This is a genomic window from Mycobacterium kansasii ATCC 12478 (assembly GCF_000157895.3).
Classification (GTDB): Bacteria; Actinomycetota; Actinomycetes; order Mycobacteriales; family Mycobacteriaceae; genus Mycobacterium; species Mycobacterium kansasii.
This window is the reverse complement of record NC_022663.1, coordinates 3,799,278-3,816,689: the sequence shown is the minus strand read 5'-3', so window position 1 is coordinate 3,816,689 and position 17,412 is coordinate 3,799,278. Positions and strand designations below refer to the sequence as shown.

At 66.0% G+C, this 17,412-nt stretch carries 15 protein-coding genes and 1 pseudogene; 11 read left to right on the top strand and 5 right to left on the bottom strand.

Annotation, left to right across the window (positions count from 1 at the left end; translation table 11 throughout):
• The first annotated feature begins 40 nt into the window (after nucleotides 1–40).
• The 10 genes from MKAN_RS16620 (at nucleotide 41) to MKAN_RS16575 (ending at nucleotide 10,262) form a co-directional block, all read left to right on the top strand.
• Entirely contained in the window at nucleotides 41–2,380 is a 2,340-nt protein-coding gene (locus tag MKAN_RS16620; protein ID WP_023370047.1) for a xanthine dehydrogenase family protein molybdopterin-binding subunit, read from the top strand.
• Nucleotides 2,377–3,264, top strand: coding sequence for an FAD binding domain-containing protein (locus MKAN_RS16615; protein ID WP_023370045.1), 888 nt, complete (start codon nucleotides 2,377–2,379; stop codon nucleotides 3,262–3,264). The genes MKAN_RS16620 and MKAN_RS16615 overlap by 4 nt, the downstream gene beginning before the upstream one ends.
• Nucleotides 3,257–3,760 carry a (2Fe-2S)-binding protein gene (locus MKAN_RS16610; protein WP_023370043.1) on the top strand — a complete coding sequence of 168 codons (504 nt, stop codon included), beginning with the start codon at nucleotides 3,257–3,259 and terminating at the stop codon, nucleotides 3,758–3,760. The genes MKAN_RS16615 and MKAN_RS16610 overlap by 8 nt, the downstream gene beginning before the upstream one ends.
• Before the next feature lie 58 nt (nucleotides 3,761–3,818).
• Entirely contained in the window at nucleotides 3,819–4,367 is a 549-nt protein-coding gene (locus MKAN_RS16605; protein WP_023370041.1) for a hypothetical protein, read from the top strand.
• 388 nt (nucleotides 4,368–4,755) lie between these two features.
• Nucleotides 4,756–5,571: a TIGR04255 family protein gene (locus MKAN_RS16600; RefSeq protein WP_023370039.1), complete on the top strand. Its 816-nt coding sequence runs from the start codon at nucleotides 4,756–4,758 to the stop codon at nucleotides 5,569–5,571.
• Entirely contained in the window at nucleotides 5,568–6,215 is a 648-nt protein-coding gene (locus tag MKAN_RS30580) for a hypothetical protein (RefSeq protein ID WP_129111855.1), read from the top strand. Before MKAN_RS16600 ends, MKAN_RS30580 begins: the two co-directional genes overlap by 4 nt.
• Nucleotides 6,216–6,474: 259 nt before the next feature.
• Nucleotides 6,475–6,912, top strand: a complete 438-nt coding sequence (locus tag MKAN_RS30575; RefSeq protein WP_129111854.1) for a hypothetical protein — start codon at nucleotides 6,475–6,477, stop codon at nucleotides 6,910–6,912.
• 310 nt (nucleotides 6,913–7,222) lie between these two features.
• Complete coding sequence (locus MKAN_RS16585) at nucleotides 7,223–7,810, top strand: hypothetical protein (protein ID WP_023370030.1); 588 nt, start codon at nucleotides 7,223–7,225, stop codon at nucleotides 7,808–7,810.
• Nucleotides 7,811–7,880: 70 nt separating this feature from the next.
• Entirely contained in the window at nucleotides 7,881–8,417 is a 537-nt protein-coding gene (locus MKAN_RS32090) for a hypothetical protein (RefSeq protein WP_023370028.1), read from the top strand.
• A 90-nt stretch (nucleotides 8,418–8,507) separates the two neighbouring features.
• Nucleotides 8,508–10,262, top strand: a complete 1,755-nt coding sequence (locus MKAN_RS16575; RefSeq protein ID WP_023370026.1) for an Hsp70 family protein — start codon at nucleotides 8,508–8,510, stop codon at nucleotides 10,260–10,262.
• Between the two features lie 4 nt (nucleotides 10,263–10,266).
• On the opposite strand, the gene iniC is transcribed toward MKAN_RS16575, so the two are convergent.
• The 3 genes from iniC to MKAN_RS32085 all read right to left on the bottom strand — a co-directional run bounded on the left by iniC (nucleotide 10,267) and on the right by MKAN_RS32085 (nucleotide 15,088).
• Entirely contained in the window at nucleotides 10,267–11,748 is a 1,482-nt protein-coding gene (gene iniC, locus MKAN_RS16570; protein WP_023370024.1) for an isoniazid-induced dynamin-like GTPase IniC, read from the bottom strand.
• 16 nt (nucleotides 11,749–11,764) lie between these two features.
• Complete coding sequence (gene iniA / locus MKAN_RS16565; protein ID WP_023370022.1) at nucleotides 11,765–13,588, bottom strand: isoniazid-induced dynamin-like GTPase IniA; 1,824 nt, start codon at nucleotides 13,586–13,588, stop codon at nucleotides 11,765–11,767.
• 102 nt (nucleotides 13,589–13,690) lie between these two features.
• On the bottom strand, nucleotides 13,691–15,088 hold the full coding sequence (locus tag MKAN_RS32085; protein WP_155254705.1) for an Isoniazid-inducible protein iniB: 1,398 nt from the start codon (nucleotides 15,086–15,088) through the stop codon (nucleotides 13,691–13,693).
• On the opposite strand from MKAN_RS32085, the gene MKAN_RS32080 reads away from it, so the two are divergent.
• Complete coding sequence (locus MKAN_RS32080; RefSeq protein ID WP_051480529.1) at nucleotides 15,077–15,760, top strand: hypothetical protein; 684 nt, start codon at nucleotides 15,077–15,079, stop codon at nucleotides 15,758–15,760. The genes MKAN_RS32085 and MKAN_RS32080 overlap by 12 nt on opposite strands.
• 585 nt (nucleotides 15,761–16,345) lie before the next feature.
• Here MKAN_RS32080 and MKAN_RS32075 read toward each other — a convergent pair.
• Nucleotides 16,346–16,438 (bottom strand): annotated as a pseudogene (locus MKAN_RS32075) (IniB N-terminal domain-containing protein); the annotation flags it as partial.
• A gap of 283 nt (nucleotides 16,439–16,721) precedes the next feature.
• A complete protein-coding gene (locus MKAN_RS16555; RefSeq protein WP_023370018.1) occupies nucleotides 16,722–17,261 on the bottom strand; it encodes an Rv0340 family IniB-related protein in 540 nt (179 codons plus the stop codon).
• Between the last annotated feature and the right edge of the window lie 151 nt (nucleotides 17,262–17,412).

Sequence of the window (17,412 nt, the reverse complement as noted above, 5' to 3'; positions counted from 1 at the left end):
ACATTGGGCTTCTCAGAAGGCGACAACCAGATGGAGCACCATGACTCAGGACTTGCAGGGGACCAGCGCTACCCCGGCGCCCCGCTACGCCGGCACCCGCGTGCAGCGCGTCGAAGACAGCCGGCTGCTGACCGGGCACGGCAGCTTCGTCGACGACATCTCGCGGCCCGGCATGCTGCACGCCTGCTTCGTGCGCAGCCCGTTCGCGCGGGCCCGGATCAACAGCATCGACGCCTCGGCAGCGCTGGCACTGCCCGGCGTCCACGCGGTGTTCACCGCCGCGGACCTCAATCCGGATGTCCGAGAGGCCTGGCACGCCGTCGCGGGTAAGGACATCCCGGACACGCCGCGGCCCCCGCTGGCCCAAGGCGAAGCGAAGTTCGTCGGCGACCCGGTTGCCTTGGTCGTCGCCGAGAACCGCTACCTGGCCGAGGACGCGCTCGAACTGGTCGACGTCGACTACGAGCCATTGCCGGCAGTCGTCGACTTCAGGCGGGCGCAGTCCGCCGATGTGCTGGTGCACGACAGCTACCCGAACAACGTGGCCGGCGGGATGGGCGGGGCGCCGCCCGATGAAAGCATTTTCGCCACTTCGCCTTACGTCGTGGAAGAGCACCTATACCAGCAGATCTACCTGCCCGTGCCGATCGAGACCCGCGGCCTGGTGGTCGAGTGGTTGGCGGCTTCCGGAGAACTGACCGTCTGGGCGTCGACCCAGACTCCGCACGAACTGCGCGCGTTCTGTGCCCGCCTGTTAGGCATTGCGGCACAACGGGTTCGGGTTATCGCGCGGGACACCGGCGGCGGCTTCGGCCAGAAGGTCGTCCCGATGCGCGAAGACATGTGCATCATGCTGGCCGCCCGGAAGGTGCCCGCGGCGCTCAAGTGGATCGAGGACAGGCGCGAGAACCTGATGTCGGCCGGGCAGGCGCGCCACGTCGACGGCAGGGCCAGGATGGCGTTCGACGACGAGGGCAACATCGCGGCCGCCGACATCGACTTCGTCCAGGACATCGGGGCTTATCCGACGCCTTACCCGGTGTTGACCACGGCCGCCATCGGAATGTTCTTCCCGGGGCCGTACCGGGTGCCCAAGGCCAGCTTCAACTACAAGACGGTCTTCTCCAACACGGCGGGGTTGGCGGCCTACCGCGGTCCATGGCAGTTCGAAAGCTTCGCGCGCGAGATACTTCTCGACATCGCCGCGCGCAAGATGAACATCGATCCCGTCGAGCTGCGCCGGCGCAATCTGCTGCACCGTGACGAGATGCCGTACTTCAGCCCCACCGGCATGCCCTACGACCACGTCGCTCCGATCGAGACGTTCGAACAGGCCGTGAAAATCGTTGACCACGAGGGTTTCCGCAAGGAACAGGCCGAGGCCTTGACGCACGGGCGCTACCTGGGCCTCGGCTTCTCGGCCTACATCGAAGCCACGGGCGCTGCCACCGGTCACATGGCTACCGAGGGCGCCACCATCCGGATGGAACCAACCGGCAAGATCACGGTCTACGTCAACGGCGGCTCGAGCGGAAACAGCTTGGAAACCACCGTTATTCAGCTGACCGCCGACGTGCTGGGGGCGGATTTTGATGACGTGGGCACCATCCAGGGCGACACCGCGACCACGCCGTACGGGGCCGGGACCCAGGGCAGCCGTAGCGGACCGATGACCGCCGGGGCCGTCAGCGAGGCGGGGACCATGCTGCGCGAAAAGATCGTCAAGCTGGCCGCACATCGCCTGAAGGTGGCCGAATCCGAAGTGGAACTGGGCCATTCGCGCGCCGCCGTACGCGGCGATCCATCCCGGCAGGTGACTTTCGGCGAACTGGCTGACGTGGCCTACTACTCACCGCAGCAGTTGCCCGCGGGAATGTCGCCCAATTTGGAGGCGACCGCTCGGTTCAACTCGCCCAACCCGATTCACTGGGCCAACGCGACGCACGCCTGCACCTGCGAAGTCGACACCGCGACCGGCAAAGTCACGCTGCTGCGCTACATCGTCAGCGAAGACGTCGGGCCGATGATCAACCCGGCGATCGTGGAAGGACAGATCGCCGGCGGAACGGTACAGGGGATCGGCGGCGCACTGCTGGAAAACCTCGTCTACGACGACGACGGCAACCCGCTGGCAACGACATTCGTCGACTATCTGCTGCCGACCGCCACCGAGGTGCCGCTGATCGAATACGGGCACGTCGAAATCCCGGGCCCGGGCCCGGGCGGATACAAGGGCGTCGGCGAAGGCGGGGCCATCGGATCGGTGCCAGCAGTGATCAACGCGATCAATGATGCCCTGGCGCCGCTGGGCGTAGCCATGACCCGGCTGCCGGCCAGTCCGGCGTCGATCGTCTCGCTATTGGAAGAGGCGTCGCGGTGAAGCCCGCAGCGTTCGACTACCACCGCCCCGACACGGTCGAAGCGGCCGTGGGCCAGCTGGCCGAACTCGGTGAAGACGCGAAAATCCTTGCCGGAGGCCAAAGTCTGGTGCCGATGTTGTCGATGCGGCTGGCCTACTTCGATCATCTCATCGACATATCCCGGCTGCCCGAGTTGCACGGTATCGAAGCCCGCGGCGACCAACTGTGGATCGGAGCGGGAACCACCGAGGCCGTGGTTGGTGCCGATGCGCAAGTGCGCCAATCGGTTCCGTTGCTGAACTTGGCGACGCCGTTCGTCGGGCACTTCCAGATCCGCAACCGCGGCACCCTGGGCGGATCGATCGCTCATGCCGATGCCGCCGGTGAATACCCGGCGGTGGCACTGGCCCTGGACGCGGTGATGGAGGTGCTTTCGCCGCGAGGGCGACGAGAGATCGCTGCCGCGGACTTCTTCGCCGGCCTGTGGGAAACCACCATGGAGCCCGACGAGGTGCTCACCGGCGTCCGGTTTCCGGTGTGGAATGGCCGATCCGGCTTTGCGATACGCGAATTTGCGCGCCGGCACGGCGATTTCGCGATCGCCGGGGCAGTCGTCGGGGTGCGGCTCGACGACCATGACCGGGTGTCGCGCTGCGCGATCGGGTTGCTGGGTCTGGGCGCCACGCCCAAGCGCGCGACGGCGACCGAAACCGCGGTCACCGGCATGCCGCTGCACGAGGTGATACCCGAGGAAATCGGCCGGGCGGCCATGTCGGAACTCGACGACATTCCGTCGGACCTGCAAGGGTCGGCGTCGTACCGCAGCCGGGTGGGTGCCGCCATGACGGCGCGTGCCTGGACCCAAGGAGCCCAGCAAGCAACCGTCGGAGCCAGTTATGCATGAGCGATCAGTCCAGTTCTCGGTCAACGGAAATTCCGTCGCCGCCAGCGTTGAACCGCGGATGACGTTGGCGGACTTCCTGCGTGACAAATGTGGGCTCACCGGCACTCATCTCGGGTGCGAACACGGTGCGTGCGGCGCGTGCACGGTGTTGCTGGACGGCGCTGCCGTGCGCTCGTGCCTGCTGTTCGCGGTCCAGGCCGACGGCATGGAGGTGACGACGGTGGAGGGTGTCGCATCCCCCGGCGGCGAGCTTTCGCCGGTGCAATCGGCGCTGCGGGAGTGCCATGGACTGCAATGCGGCTTTTGCACGCCCGGTTTCGTCATGTCGATTACCGCGCTCTTGAACGACAATCCCCAGCCCTCCGACGACCAGATACGCGAAGCCCTGTCCGGGAACTTCTGCCGATGTACCGGCTACCAGGGCATCGTCGCGGCCGCACGCCGGGCCGCTGAAGTAATAGGCCACACCGAAGCCGAAGGCGCGTCACTGCGGTAACTTGCGTCACCTGCTGCGTAATCTGAGTTTTGGTCTTTGAGAATCTCGGGAGTAGCGCGTGCGGTTATTACAGATCGGGGCGGCCCTGCTGGCGGCGGGTGCGCTCGGCGCCGGATGCGATTCCACTATTGACGGCAGGCCGATCGCCGGACCGGGTGCTGGGCCAATCGAGCCGTCGTTCCCGACGTCGCGGCCCAGTACCTCGCCACCGAGCGGCACGGCGCCGCTACCGCCGACAACGCCGAGCCCGACTACGCCGGCCGGTGCCATTCCGTTGCCGCCCGACCAGAACGGTTACGTCTTCATCGAAACCAAATCCGGCCAGACCCGCTGCCAGATCAACAAAGACAGCGTCGGCTGCGAGGCGCCGTTCACCAATTCCCCGATCAAAGACGGCGAGCATGCCAACGGCGTGCACATCACCGCCGCCGGCACCGTGCAGTGGGTCCTCGGCAATCTCGGCGCGATCCCGACCGTCACCATCGACTACAAGACCTACGACGCGCAGGGCTGGACCATCACCTCCACCGCCGATGGCACCCGCTTCCAGAACAACAGCACCGGGCATGGCATGTTCGTCAGCATCGACCGGGTCAACACCTTCTGAGCTGGGAAGCGCCACGGCGTCAGTACAGTCCGGAAAGTTGACCCGGCCAGCAACTGCCTTCGTCCAAGCAAGTGGTGTATGACCTCCGCTACCTGTAGATGTGTCATAGCTCGGTCAGACGGGCGGTCACCACGTGATCCTTTGACACGGTTCGAGTCAACAGATGGAGACAAAGCTGTTATCGGCCCCTTTCCAGAAGCTCTTGGTTGATGAGCATCGCCATCCGCAAGCTTCGACTTGCCGCGCGGTTTGGTGGTGACATTCGATGCCACGTCGATGGGTGCAGGAGCCGACGTCGCGCACGGGTTGAGTGTTCATTTTGGTATAGTTCTGAGTACGTATTCTGGTACGCGTCTAACTTGGCTGGAGCAGATAGGTTGACTTAGGCATGTACCCCAACCGGGAGGTCTTCCCCAAGGCGCCACTGGCGCTGGTCACAACTGAGATTCGATTCACCGACTCCCCGCGTCTGCGACAGCAGGAAACACTTGACGCGGTAGCAATCGCATTGGAGGATCGCTTCCCACTCAACACTCCGCAGACCAGTGTCACGTTCAATGTCGGAAGCCTTGGTCCAGGTGTTCTTCCCCAGGTGGAACAGGAGCGCCGGGTCGTGTTGACGAATACGACCAGAACCGAATCAGTCACAATAACGCCGTCTTCGTTTATCTGCGAGACCACGGCATACCGCGAATTCGATGACTTCCGTGTGGGGGTGACCGCTGTATGCGAGGCTCTCATCGATGCAAATGTCCGCCCCGCACTTGTGCGTGTAGGTCTTCGCTACATCGACGAAGTACGCGTGCCAGAACCCATAACCGACGTGCGCGCGTGGGCCAAGTGGATTGACGACGGCATCATAAGGCCTCTGACCATAGGTCCCGACGATGTCGCCGTACGTAATGTGCAGGGGCTCGTGACGTTCGACCTCGGCGACGGGAAGGGCCTCAACTTCCAGTACGCTGCACTAAATCAGACTCCCGTTGTTCAACCACAGTTTCTGAACCGGGGGCAATTTGAGCCTGGCCCGTTCTTTGTCCTGGACTTCGATGGATTTCGCGACTTTGGTGAGCAAGACGTGGTTCGACTGGACGCGGATGAAGTCACTAACGTCCTCACGGCTGTCCATGACCCAACGGGCGCCATGTTTCAGCGTGCAATTACGGAGGATGCCCGAAACCTATTTCGAGGAGGGACCACATGACGGCAGCTGCAATGACGCGCTTGACCCGTACCGGTACAAGCGCGGGCGGCGATATCAAAGATTATCCAATAGTGCCAATTGGAACTCGCGCGCTATCAATCGAAGTCGACGACCTCCGGACGCAAACCGACTTGGCCGGTGAGCAAGTGCAGGACTTGCAAAATAAAGTCCGTGCGCTGAACTTGGATCAAAGAACGCGCAACAAGAGCAAACACGATGTCCCTGCTCTCCTTAACGAGCTCGCGTATCAGCGTGGCATGGCCTGGACCCACATCGCTGAGATTGCCGAAGTGAGCGTTTCGGCAGTTCGCAAGTGGCGCAAGGGCTATGACGCTTCTCCCGAAAGTCGGAGCCGACTTGCGAAGTTCACAGCCCTCCTCGACACACTCGAAGAGGAGGCGCACATTGACGACCCTGCAACTTGGATGGAAATGGAGCTACCGCTGGCTGCCGGTTACTACATCCGACCGCTCGACCTGTACCTTAACGGACAAGATATGGCGCTCTTCGATATTGCTGAGCAGCGCGGACCCGTCGAGCACATCCTTGACAGCGTACGACCCGGCTGGCGCGCTAACCGCAGCAGCTTCGAGGTGTTCAGCGATACGGACGGGATGCGCTCCATTCGCATACGTGGTGAGTAACGACGGGCATGGACCCTATTGATCCAGAACATCTTTATGACGAGCGCGGTAGCGTCGCACGCACTCGCCTATCTTTCAGGGTGATGTTTTCAAGGACGTCGTCTTGCCAGGCTTCGGACACGAGCCGCGACTAGTACAGATAGTCGCGCATCCTTGCTCGATGCGCGAAGGCACATGTCTCCGTCCACGAATCACTGTCGCGCCGGTTGAGGAACATAGCCGCATTCAGGGAAATGGATGGAACGGGAACCTGAGGATAATGCCGCTTGCGGAACTCTTGGATGGCAAGCACTATGCGGCAAAGTTTGTAGATGTCACAGCTGCCCCGTCTGAACTTTTGCATCTCGACGACCGCATCGCTACGCTTAGTGACCGCGGTATCTATGTGCTCCAGCAGCGAATTGTAAAGCACTATACCAGGTTCGAGATAGACATCCCCAGCCTCGCGAAGGGGACCGCACCCGTCCTTTGGGAAATGCATCAGCAACGGGACTGGGTGGAAACAGTTCTCGATGATGAAGACGACTGGACCGCAGAAAATCTCAGCGCGGAGGAAATCGCATTCGATGCCTGGCTTCAAGAGGGCGACCCGCCTCGACGCAAGCAGCTGCAGAATGACCACGTCCACGCGGACCTCAGAAGAGCTGCACACAGGGCAGCCCTGGCGCGACGGGCGGAGATTGAAGGTCGGGCATGAGATGGCACGTTGCTCGCCGCTTGTCCAGCGGCCGAGGTGACCGCACGGCCAACAAGTCGGGCATTCTGCCAGCATCACCTCGCGTCGCGCTCGAGCGGACCACTGCCGTGCGACGGCCGCCGCCGCAAAGGTCGCTGCAACTGCGACCGCCTCCTTGCGGCGGCATACCATTGTTCACCGGCCCAGTCCCAGTACGAAGAGCAAAGGTCCCCGGCAATTTCACGTGCAGATGGTCTCCGTATTCGTCAGCATCGACCGGGTCAACACCTTCTGAGCCGGGTAGCGCCACGGCGTCAGTACCATCGGTTTTGTGGCACGCTACGGACCACCCGAAGACTTCCACAACCAGCCGACCCAGTATGGCGGCTTCGGAGCGCGCGGATACCCGCCGGCCGGCCGGCCTCCGCCAAACCAGCCGTATCAGCAAGCCCCTCCCCCGCAGGCCCAGCCCGGACCGCCGCCCGATCAATTCCCGCCGCCCGACCAATCCGAACCCCCCGAGCAATCCGACCTCGACGAAGAACCCAAACCCTGGTACCGCAAGCCAGCGACGCTGATCGGCTGGGCGCTGCTGTGCCTGATCCTGATCGCGCTGATCATCTACGGCATCACCCAGCTGATGGGTGATCAGCAGGGCAGCAACCAGACCCCGACCAGCACGACGACGACGGCACCCACGACCACCACCACGACAGTGGAGTCGGCCACGACCACAACGACGCCATCGCCGACGACGACAGCGGAGGCTCCGCCGGCCACCACGCCGCAAGGCCAGCCGCCGGCTCAGCAGCCGACCCATGCCCCGACGCGGCACTTCCCGCATCTGCCACCGTTGCCCTCGGTGATCACCATCCCGGGAATGCCGTCGCCGATCACCCTGCCGCCGAACCTGCCGTAAGGCTGCTGATCGGTAACGGTCCGCGTGGCTGCCGTATGCCGGAGGCCGTCGCGGGCTAGCATCTGCGGCCGTGGCAAGGTACGACCCGCCCGATTACGGCGCCGACGACCCGACGGTCTTTGGCAACTACGGATACGGTGACGGCCCGGGCGGATACGGGCAGCAGCCCCAACCGACGCCCCCCACCCCGGGATGGCGCAAACCGCTGGCATTGGTCGGGTGGGGCGTACTGATCGCGGCCCTCATCGCGCTGATCGTGTACGGCATCATCCAGCTTGCGCACGGACGCCCCACCCCCGCGTCGGTCACCACCACCGTCACCACGACCACGCCGCCGACGACCACCACGGCACCGACCACGACCACCCGGACCACGACGACCACCACCACCACGACGACCACGACGACGACGACCACGACCACGACCACGACCACGACCACAGCACCGACCACGACAGCACCGACCACGACAGCACCGACCACGACCACCACGGCACCGACGACAACGACGACCACGGCCAACCCGTCGCCCGGGGCGTTGCCGACTCTGCCGTCGCAGATCACGCTGCCGATACCGACCGTGATCAACTTGCCGCCAGGCCTCTGAGCCGATCCCAGCACTTCGACGGCGGCTATCGTGGGGAACGGCCGTCGGCCACCAATCGCCGGCAACGCAATGGACCCCAGGGGGTGCGAGATGAGCGTTTCGCTCGGGTTGTCCATCGGGGTGGCCAACCTGGTCGCGGCCCGGGCGGATGGCACCCCGATGCGACGGGCATCAGTGTTACGGCTGTTCGAGCATCGGGCAGCCGAAGTGGGCCTGCCAGAAGAGAACCCGGGCGTGACCGAGCCGGGACTGGTGTTGCGCGGTTTTGTCGAACGGGTCGGCGACCCGGCCCCGCTGGTGGCGGCCGACGGGACCAGGCATCAAGGCGAGGCCCTCACGGTGGAAGCACTCAACGCCATGGCACGAACCGTCGGCTACGGCGCCCCGATCACCGTCGCGGCTCCGGCCTACTGGTCCGAAGGCCAGTTCGCCGCACTGCGGGGAGCACTGCGCAGCCAGCCCGCATTGGCGCCCGACGGCGTGCCGGCGGCGGTGATCTCCGATGCCACGGCCTCGCTGGCGGCGCTGCACGCCAGGCCCGGATGCCCGACGAGTGGGGTCGTCGCGCTGTGCGACTTCGGCGCCGGGGGTACGAGCGTAACCTTGGCCGACGCCGGTTCGAATCTCCGCCAGATCGGCCCGACGGTTCGGTACCGCGAGTTCTCCGGCGACGAAATCGACCAGCTTGTCCTGGGCCACCTGCTCAGAGTGGCCCCCGATGTCGACGGCACGGAGGTGTCGGGCACCGCCACCAGCATGGGGTCGGTGACGCGTCTCCTCGGCGGATGCCGGGCCGCCAAAGAGCAACTGTCGGCCTTGACGACGGCAACCATTGCCACCGGCGCCGGCGAGGCGGTTCGGCTGTCGCGCAACGATTTTGAGCAACTGATCGCCACCCCGCTGGACCGGTTCGTCGGCTTTGTCGAAGAGATATTGCAGCGCAACGGGTTTCGGGTCACCCTGGCCGCCGTAGCCACGACTGGCGGCGGCGCCGCGATCCCGCTGGTCACCACCCGCCTGTCGGAACGCTTGCAGGTGCCCGTCTTCACCACGCCGCAACCCTCGTCCAGCGCCGCGATCGGCGCGGGCCTACTTGGCCAGGCACAGTCGTCAGCGGGTGCCCCGACCGGTGCCGGACCCGCCGTCGACGCAGCTACTCATATCGTCGGCGCGGTCGTCCCCACCGAGGCAGCGCCGACGGCGTGGGTCAATCCACCCGCCACCGAACCGGCCAACCTCCCGCTGGCCTGGTCCGAGGACGCCAACACCGGCAACGAACCGGTCCCCTACACCGGCCCCGATGCCACTGGTGAATACGGTCGCACCGCAACGGCTTTCGACCAGCAGCGTGACCAGCCGCCGGCTATCGAAGCCGAACCTCTGCCGTGGTACAAGCGCGCCGCCGTGGTCTTCAGCCTGGCCGCAGCAGGTTTGGCGATATTGGTCGCGGTGGTGTTGGGGCTGATACTGAGCCCGGGCAAAAGCAGGCCGGTCAACACCACATCGCCGGTGCCCCCGCCGACACCGCAGACGGTGACGGTGGTCGGGCCGAACAACAGCCCCACGGTGACGGTGATAACACCAAGCACCACAACGCCGCCGCCACCGCCGGCCACAACGACAACCGCCCCGCCATCGACCACCACGACGTCGCCGCCCACGACTACCACGACCACCACCACGACGACTGCTCCGCCGACCACGACAACAACCCAGCCGACCACCACCAAGCCGACGACCACCACGGCGCCGCCGACGACTACCGCGCCGCCGACGACCACTCAACAGCCACCGACAACGACAGCCGCGCCCGTCACGCCGACCACAGCGGCACCGGGGACCTAACGGGTCAGCGCCGTGCGGCGAATCCGGCCACCATCGCTTCCGCACTGCGCACCGCCGCGCGACAGGCCCTGGTGGTGAATGGATCGTTGAGCGGGTGTTCGGCTCGGCGGCGCCAACGCTGCACCGCGGCGAGCGCGGCGCGTGGACCGTCATGGTAGTTCTCCGGACTCAGGCCCAGCCGGGCTGCGGGACTGGTACCGGAGCCACCGATGATGCGGCGCAGCGATGAGAGTTCATCCTCGTTCAATGTCGTTGTCCGCGAAGGCAACAGACTGAGCACTCGGAGTTCCTCGAAGGCGTGGGTGTCGGCCAACAGCGGGTCGATGTCGGCGATCACGTACGGCGTCGCCATGACCGGGTGCAGCTGCACAAACCGGCGCAACGACACCAGCGCGGTATGCGCCTTGAGCATGTCGGCGCGTTGCGCGAACTGCTGATCGATCACCTTGCGAAGCTCCACCAGCCCGCTGCGCTCCAGCAATTCGGCTGCCAGCCCCGACGAATCGGTGATACCGGCCGCCAGCAGGGCAATCGAAATGCGGATGCCGAACATGCCGAACCGCTCGAGCACCTGCACGCGCGTGCCCGCATCCACCGGTAACGAACTGTCCGGCCGGACAAAACGATCCACGCTCAGCAAGGCTTTGTTGAGTTCGGCGGGATCTGCGCCAGCCAGCTTCTTCAATGCGACAAACTCGGCCTGGCGCAGCGTGCGCGCGGTCAGCGCGAGCAGCCCGGATACCGGTACCACCGCCTGACAGACGCCCGTGCGGCTCAGCTCACTGGTGAACCGCTTGGCCACATCCTTGGCCGAGACCATGGCGTCGATGCGCCCCGCGCCGATCTCGTCAGCCCGCGACGCCACACCGATGATTCCCAGCGCACCCGCCGAACCACCCACGAGGCCGCCGATCTGTTTGAGCAAGGCAACGTCCGCGGCGTTGAGAGTGCGAAGCAGAAACACCACCGCGTCCACCCGCGGCACCCCGTCGGCGGGGATCAAGAGCCGCAGGGTGCGCTCGGAGGTATCGCGCGCCAGCGACGACGTGCCCGGGGTGTCGATGATGGTGGCCCCAGCCAATTCCTCGGCGGGCCACTCGACGTCCAGGTCGACGACGTCGGCGGGGTCGAGCCTGCTCAAGTCGAAACTCAGACCGCCCCGATGCGTGATCGGCACATTCGTGCGCCGTCCGCCGCGGTGGTTGGCGGTCACCCTCGGGGCCGGACCGTGCCGGAACCAGGTCACGATCCGGGTTGCCTCGGTGGCATCGGTCGGGGCGATGTCGTCGCCGACAAGCGCGTTGACCAGAGTGGATTTGCCCGCCTTGAGCGTGCCGGCCAGGGCGATCCGGATCGGTTCACCCAGCCGCGCCCTGATGCGCTCGAGCTCGTAGAAGACGTCTGCCCGCTGCCGGTAGGCCGGCTCACCCCGGTAGGCCTCGATGGTTCCGCCCAGAATCGCGCGGACCCGATCGGTTGTGCTCACTCTCGTCCCAGCAGCGTCAGCATGGCTTCAACTTGCGCAGGTTGTCGGTCACCTGGTTCAGGATGTCGAGCTGTCGTTCGAGTTCGCGAATCCTGGTGTCGCGCTCGGCTTCTTCCAGGTGTGCCGCGGTGACGGTGGCTTGCAGCGATTCATTCAGCGATCGGGTGAGCTCGTTGGCGATCTCGCGGTAGTGGTCGCGTAACGTGCGCTGGATCATCTTGAGCCGGTCGCGCGACTCCTTGCCGACCACGAACGAGACGTCGTCGACGAAGCGCCGCACATTGGTCTTGGCCTCGGCGCGGGCCCGCAGCAGCCGGTTCTCCTTGTCCTCCTTGTAGGCCATGCGGCCGAGTATCAGCCCGGCCCCGACCGACACGGGGTTGAACAGACCGAGACCGGCCACTGAGGACAACATCCCGATCATCACCACGCCGCCGTAGGAACCCCGCAAGCCGGAAACCATTTTCTGCGCCTTGCCGGCTGGCTTGGCTTCCAGCCGGGCCAGCGCCTTGAGCTGGCCGAAATCCGCGCCCATAGCGCGCTTGCTGAGCTCCGGGGACATCACCGAATCCAGTCCCGCGTCGGTGAACGAGCTGGCGACGTCGTCAGCCAATGCCTCGGCGCGATGATATGCCCAGACGAAGTTGTCCCCGACGGCCGTGGCAATCGCGTTTTCCACGTCGGCGCCGATCTCGGCCCAATGCAGCGTCGGGTCACACGAATCGATTTGCCGCTCAGCATCTTCGGTGACCGCGCGGAAGCGCGCCCGCAAGTCGTGGTCCACGTCGGTGCTCAGGTCGGTGAAACCGTCATTGAGCACCTGCTGCCACAACGCGGTCTGCTGCAGCGCATCCTGGGCTTCGCGCTTGCGCCTCTCCAAGTCGGAAGCCAGCCGGTCCCGCATCGCCGGGTCGTTGATGACCGACAATTCCGAACCGACGGATATCGCTAATTGCTCTGCCGCCGAGTGTATTTCACGTAGAACTTCGTCACGCACCCGGTCGGTCTCACGGGACAGCACCTTCTCGCTGAGGAACTTCACGATCGCCGGGAAGTTGGATTCTTCGTTGAGTTCCTTGTCGTTCGACGTGACGGCATGGCTGCGCAACAATGACGAAACGGGGACGATCGGCATGGGCACGCGGGCCCGCTGCAGGTGCGCGGCATTGGTGTTGACGATCTCGCGCCAATGCGGGTACAGATCGGTTTTGGTGGCCACCACCGCCCCGACCGGACAGACCTGGTGGGCCTTGCACAGAAACCACATCTCCGGTTCGGTGAATTCCTGGCTGGCATCGCTGACCATCAGGAGCGCGTCGGCGTCGGGCAGCAGCCCCAGTGTCGCCGACAGATGCGGCTGCCCGTGGCCACCCACGCCGGGGGTGTCGATGAACGTCAGCCCGCCCTGAAGCAGCGGACTCGGCGCGCCGATCTCCACTCGAAGTACGGCGCGGCCGCGTGCTTGCGGGGCCCGACGCAGATCGGTGGTGATGTCGTCGACCGGGATGTCGACGGCCGTCGTCTCGCCGTTGGGCCCTGCCGCCAAGATGATCCGAGCCGACGGCTGGGCGCTGTAGCTGACGACGGTGATCAGGACGGTGGCCTCGTCGTCTCCCACCCGCGCGACCGGCAGATTGAGCAATGCATTGAGCAGTTGGCTCTTCCCCTGTTTGAGCTGGCCGGCGATCACCACCCGGATCTGCGGGTCGGTGATCCGCGCGCGGGCGCGCCTCAACCGTCGCACCAAATCACCGCGTTCGTTGAGTTCTGCGATCGCGATGGTGTGATCGATCAATTCGACGATCACACCGACCCGACGCGGGTCATCGGGTTGAGTCACCGCACTGCCCCACTTTCTCGATCGCCTGCAATTACGGTAGGCGCACGAACCGGCGGGGACCACGAAGGTCCCCGCCGGTTTTCGCGCGCCGGCTCCGCCGAATCAGAACCCGTGCGGACCCATCGGCCCGTGCGACGGCGGCTCAGTGTGCATCGGCGGCGTGTGTGGCATCGGCGGCTCATGGCCGAACACCGAGGGACTCGGCGGCTCGTGCTGGACCGGCGGCTCGACCGACACATGCTCCTGCGGCGTTATCACGGGCGCGTGCTCAACCGGAGGAATGTGCGCCGGCGCAGGCGTAGGCGTCGGCGCGTGCGGCGCCGGTGCGCTGATCACCGGAGGTTGCGCGCCACCGAGTCCGACAGCGCCCGGGCTGTGGACGACGGGACCACCAGCCGACGGCGGCGTCACCTGGCCGTCGGCCCCGGCGCCCGCGCCTCCCTGGATGACGGGGCCGTGGACCGTAGGGACGGTCGGGCCATGCTCGGCCGGGGTGCTACCAGCGCTGACGCCACCGCCGAGTGCGGCGCCTTCGTGGCCGAGGATGTCACCATGGGCCCCGCCGGCGGTGGTTCCGCCTAGCCCGGCTTGGCCACCGAGGCTGGTGTCGCCGCCGACGCCTGCAGCGGTGCCGCCGAGCCCCGCGGCAGTGCCGCCGCCCGCCCCGTTCGCCGTGCCGCCGAGCCCCGCAGCTGTGCCGCCGCCCGCGCCCGTCGCCGTGCCACCGAGTCCGGCAGCTGTGCCGCCGCCCGCTCCGATATGGGTGCTTTCGCCGCTCACGATGTCGCTGCGGCCGACCGCTCCAATGCCCAGGCCGGCACCGCTGGTAAAGCCCGTTTGACCGCCCACGCCGACGCCACCCAGTGGGCCTGAAATATGCGGGGTGGCCGCGCCGCTCAGGGCAGCGCCTTCGCTTGCGATCAACCCGGCCTGGCTGCTCGCGCCCAGCGATGCGTTGCCGCCGATACCGGTCAGGCCGCTGACGTTGGTTACGCCGGCGAGCCCACCACCAGCTGAGGCGGCTGCCCCTCCGCTCAACGCTGCCTGTCCGCCCAGGCCGAGACCGGCCTGGCTTGCGATACCCGCCGAACTGGCGATACCCGCCTGGCTCGCGAGACTCGCCTGGCTCGCGACCGCGGCCTGGCCAGCGATACCCGCCTGGCTCGCGACCGCGGCCTGGCCAGCGATACCCGCCTGACTAGCGACCGCGGCCTGGCCAGCGATACCCGCCTGGCTCGCGATGCCCGCCTGGCTCGCGATACCCGCCTGGCTCGCGATGCCCGCCTGGCTCGCGATACCCGCCTGACCAGCGACCGCGGCCTGGCCAGCGATACCCGCCTGGCTGGCGACCGCGGCCTGGCCAGCGATACCCGCCTGACTGGCGACCGCGGCCTGGCCAGCGATACCGCCACCGGCACTTACCGCCGCCTGGCCTCCAATACCCGCCGCTCCGCCAACAGCGCCACCGGCCTGACCCCCAATGCCACCTTGGCCGCCCACACCGACCTTGCCTACAAGACCGCCACTGGCCTGACCACCGATCGCGCCGCCGGCCTGACCACCCAGGCCGCCGCTTATGCCTCCGCCCAAGCCGCCACCAATCACGCCACCGGCCTGACCACCAATCGCCCCGCCGACGCCACCACCAAAGCCGCCACCGACCGCGCCGCCAATCACGCCACCGGCCTGACCACCAACACCAGCGCCAACCACACCACCAGCCTGACCACCAATCGCGCCACCGACGCCACCACCAAAGCCGCCACCGGCCGCGCCGCCGATCACGCCACCGGCCTGACCACCAACACCAGCGCCAACCACACCACCGGCCTGACCACCAATCGCCCCACCGGCCTGACCACCGAGGCCAAACCCGGCGCCACCACCAAAGCCGCCACCGACCGCGCCGCCAAACTCGCCACCAATCACGCCACCGGCCTGACCACCAACACCAGCGCCAACCACACCACCGGCCTGACCACCAATCGCCCCACCGGCCTGGCCACCGAGGCCAAACCCGGCGCCACCGCCGAAGACGGCATCACCACCGATGCCGCCGCCCAGGCCCCACCCCAGTTCGGCACCAGCCTGACCACCAACGGCGGTCTGGCCTCCAAGACCAAAGCCCACACCGGTCTGCAGTCCCAGACCCGTCTGAGCACCCACACCTAGGCCGGCTCCAACTTGAGCTCCAATTCCGGCCTGAAAGCCGGCAGAAAAACCTAGACCAGCCTGGGCACCCAAGCCCGTCTGCGCGCCAAGCCCGAGGCCTAACCCAGCACCAACCTGGGCGCCGATCGCGCCCTGGACTCCGGCACCGAAGCCCAGACCCACCTCACTGCCAAAGCCTCCAGTCGGGGCGGCAAACACGACACCGGGAACGAATCCGCTCGCACCCGTCTGCCAACCCAGCCCGCCCTGGCTCCAGACCCCGGCACCCAAACCACTGCTCAGCCCAGTGGCCAAACCGGCGCCCACATCCGTCGCAATGATGTTTGCTGCGGAGGCGCCCAGCTCGCCCGCGAACAGGCCCTCACCGCCTGCCGTAGCACCGGCGTCGCTCATGACGGCTCCGGCATCCTGGGCAACAACCCCGGACGACAGGCCGCCCCCGTCCGATGCCAACGCAAGGCCGTGCTGATCGGCCACCGCCTGCTGTACACCACCGATCGGGTCACCGGCACCAAGATCAAGGAAAGGCAGCGCGCTGGCCGCGGCCGACGAGAACTCCGCGGGCGACACATTGATCAAACCGGCGTTGGTCATGGCCTGCCCGGGAGCGGCGACGAACGACCTTGCCGCGTCTTCACTGCGGAACAGGCTCAGGATGTAGTCGACCAGCGAGGTCATGTTCATGTCCCTTCAATTCAATTTGTGGAGTTGTTCGCCGAGAAGACCGGCGCTCTGCCATCAACGCTATGGAGTCAGCATCCCGCCGAAATCGGGGTCAGATCCCCCGGTCAGTCAGGTACCCATCGGGATCGGCCGGGCCACCCCATTAGGGGGTTAGGGGAAATTGACGCGCCCCTATGCGACACCGAAAACAGCCCCTATCAACCGCATTTCTGGACGTCAAAAAGCCACCGGTCAAGCCTTCAGCGGGCGATCAGTCAGATCAGCAACTAATTGAATGTCACCCGTGGATACCGAACCCGTGGTGATCGGGGTCGGCGGTGTGCGGGTGAATGATCGGGTGGTCCCAGATCGCCGGGTCGTCCGCCGGGAAACCACCGTGGTCGAACGTCGAATCGGGCAGGTCAGCGCCGGCGAGCAGCACCGACGGCTCATGCGGTTCGATCCCGACTGGATAGGGATCGGTGGGTATATCGCCGGACCCCGGCAAGACCGGCTCGTTGATCACATGGCTTACCGGGCTGTGCGGTTGGAACGCCGGCGCCGTGGTGTGCGGCGAGAACGCATCGAGGGCAGCCGCCGCCGCACCGCTCGCCCAGACGTTGCCATGGTCGGCGATTTGCGTCCCGGCAGTCGCGCCGGCCGAACCGGCCATTGACAGCGAATCCGACACTACTGGGATCAGATTGTTAACGTCGGCGCTGGTCACATTCGTAAGGTGAGCGTCAGCGATCGCCTGGGCAGGGTTGGCCGCATAGCGCGCGGCCGCCTCCGGATCGCGTACCAGCGAGATGACGAAGTCGAGCAACGAGTTTGCCATCTCGCCTCCACATCGCACATCTCTCGTGCTGGTCCCGCGTAAGCACGATGCTATCGGTTGACTGCGCCGCTGTGTTCGGTGTGAAACCCGCGGACCCCGCGATCCCATTAGGGGGTGTCACATTAGGGGAATATCGGGGTGATGGGGAAGG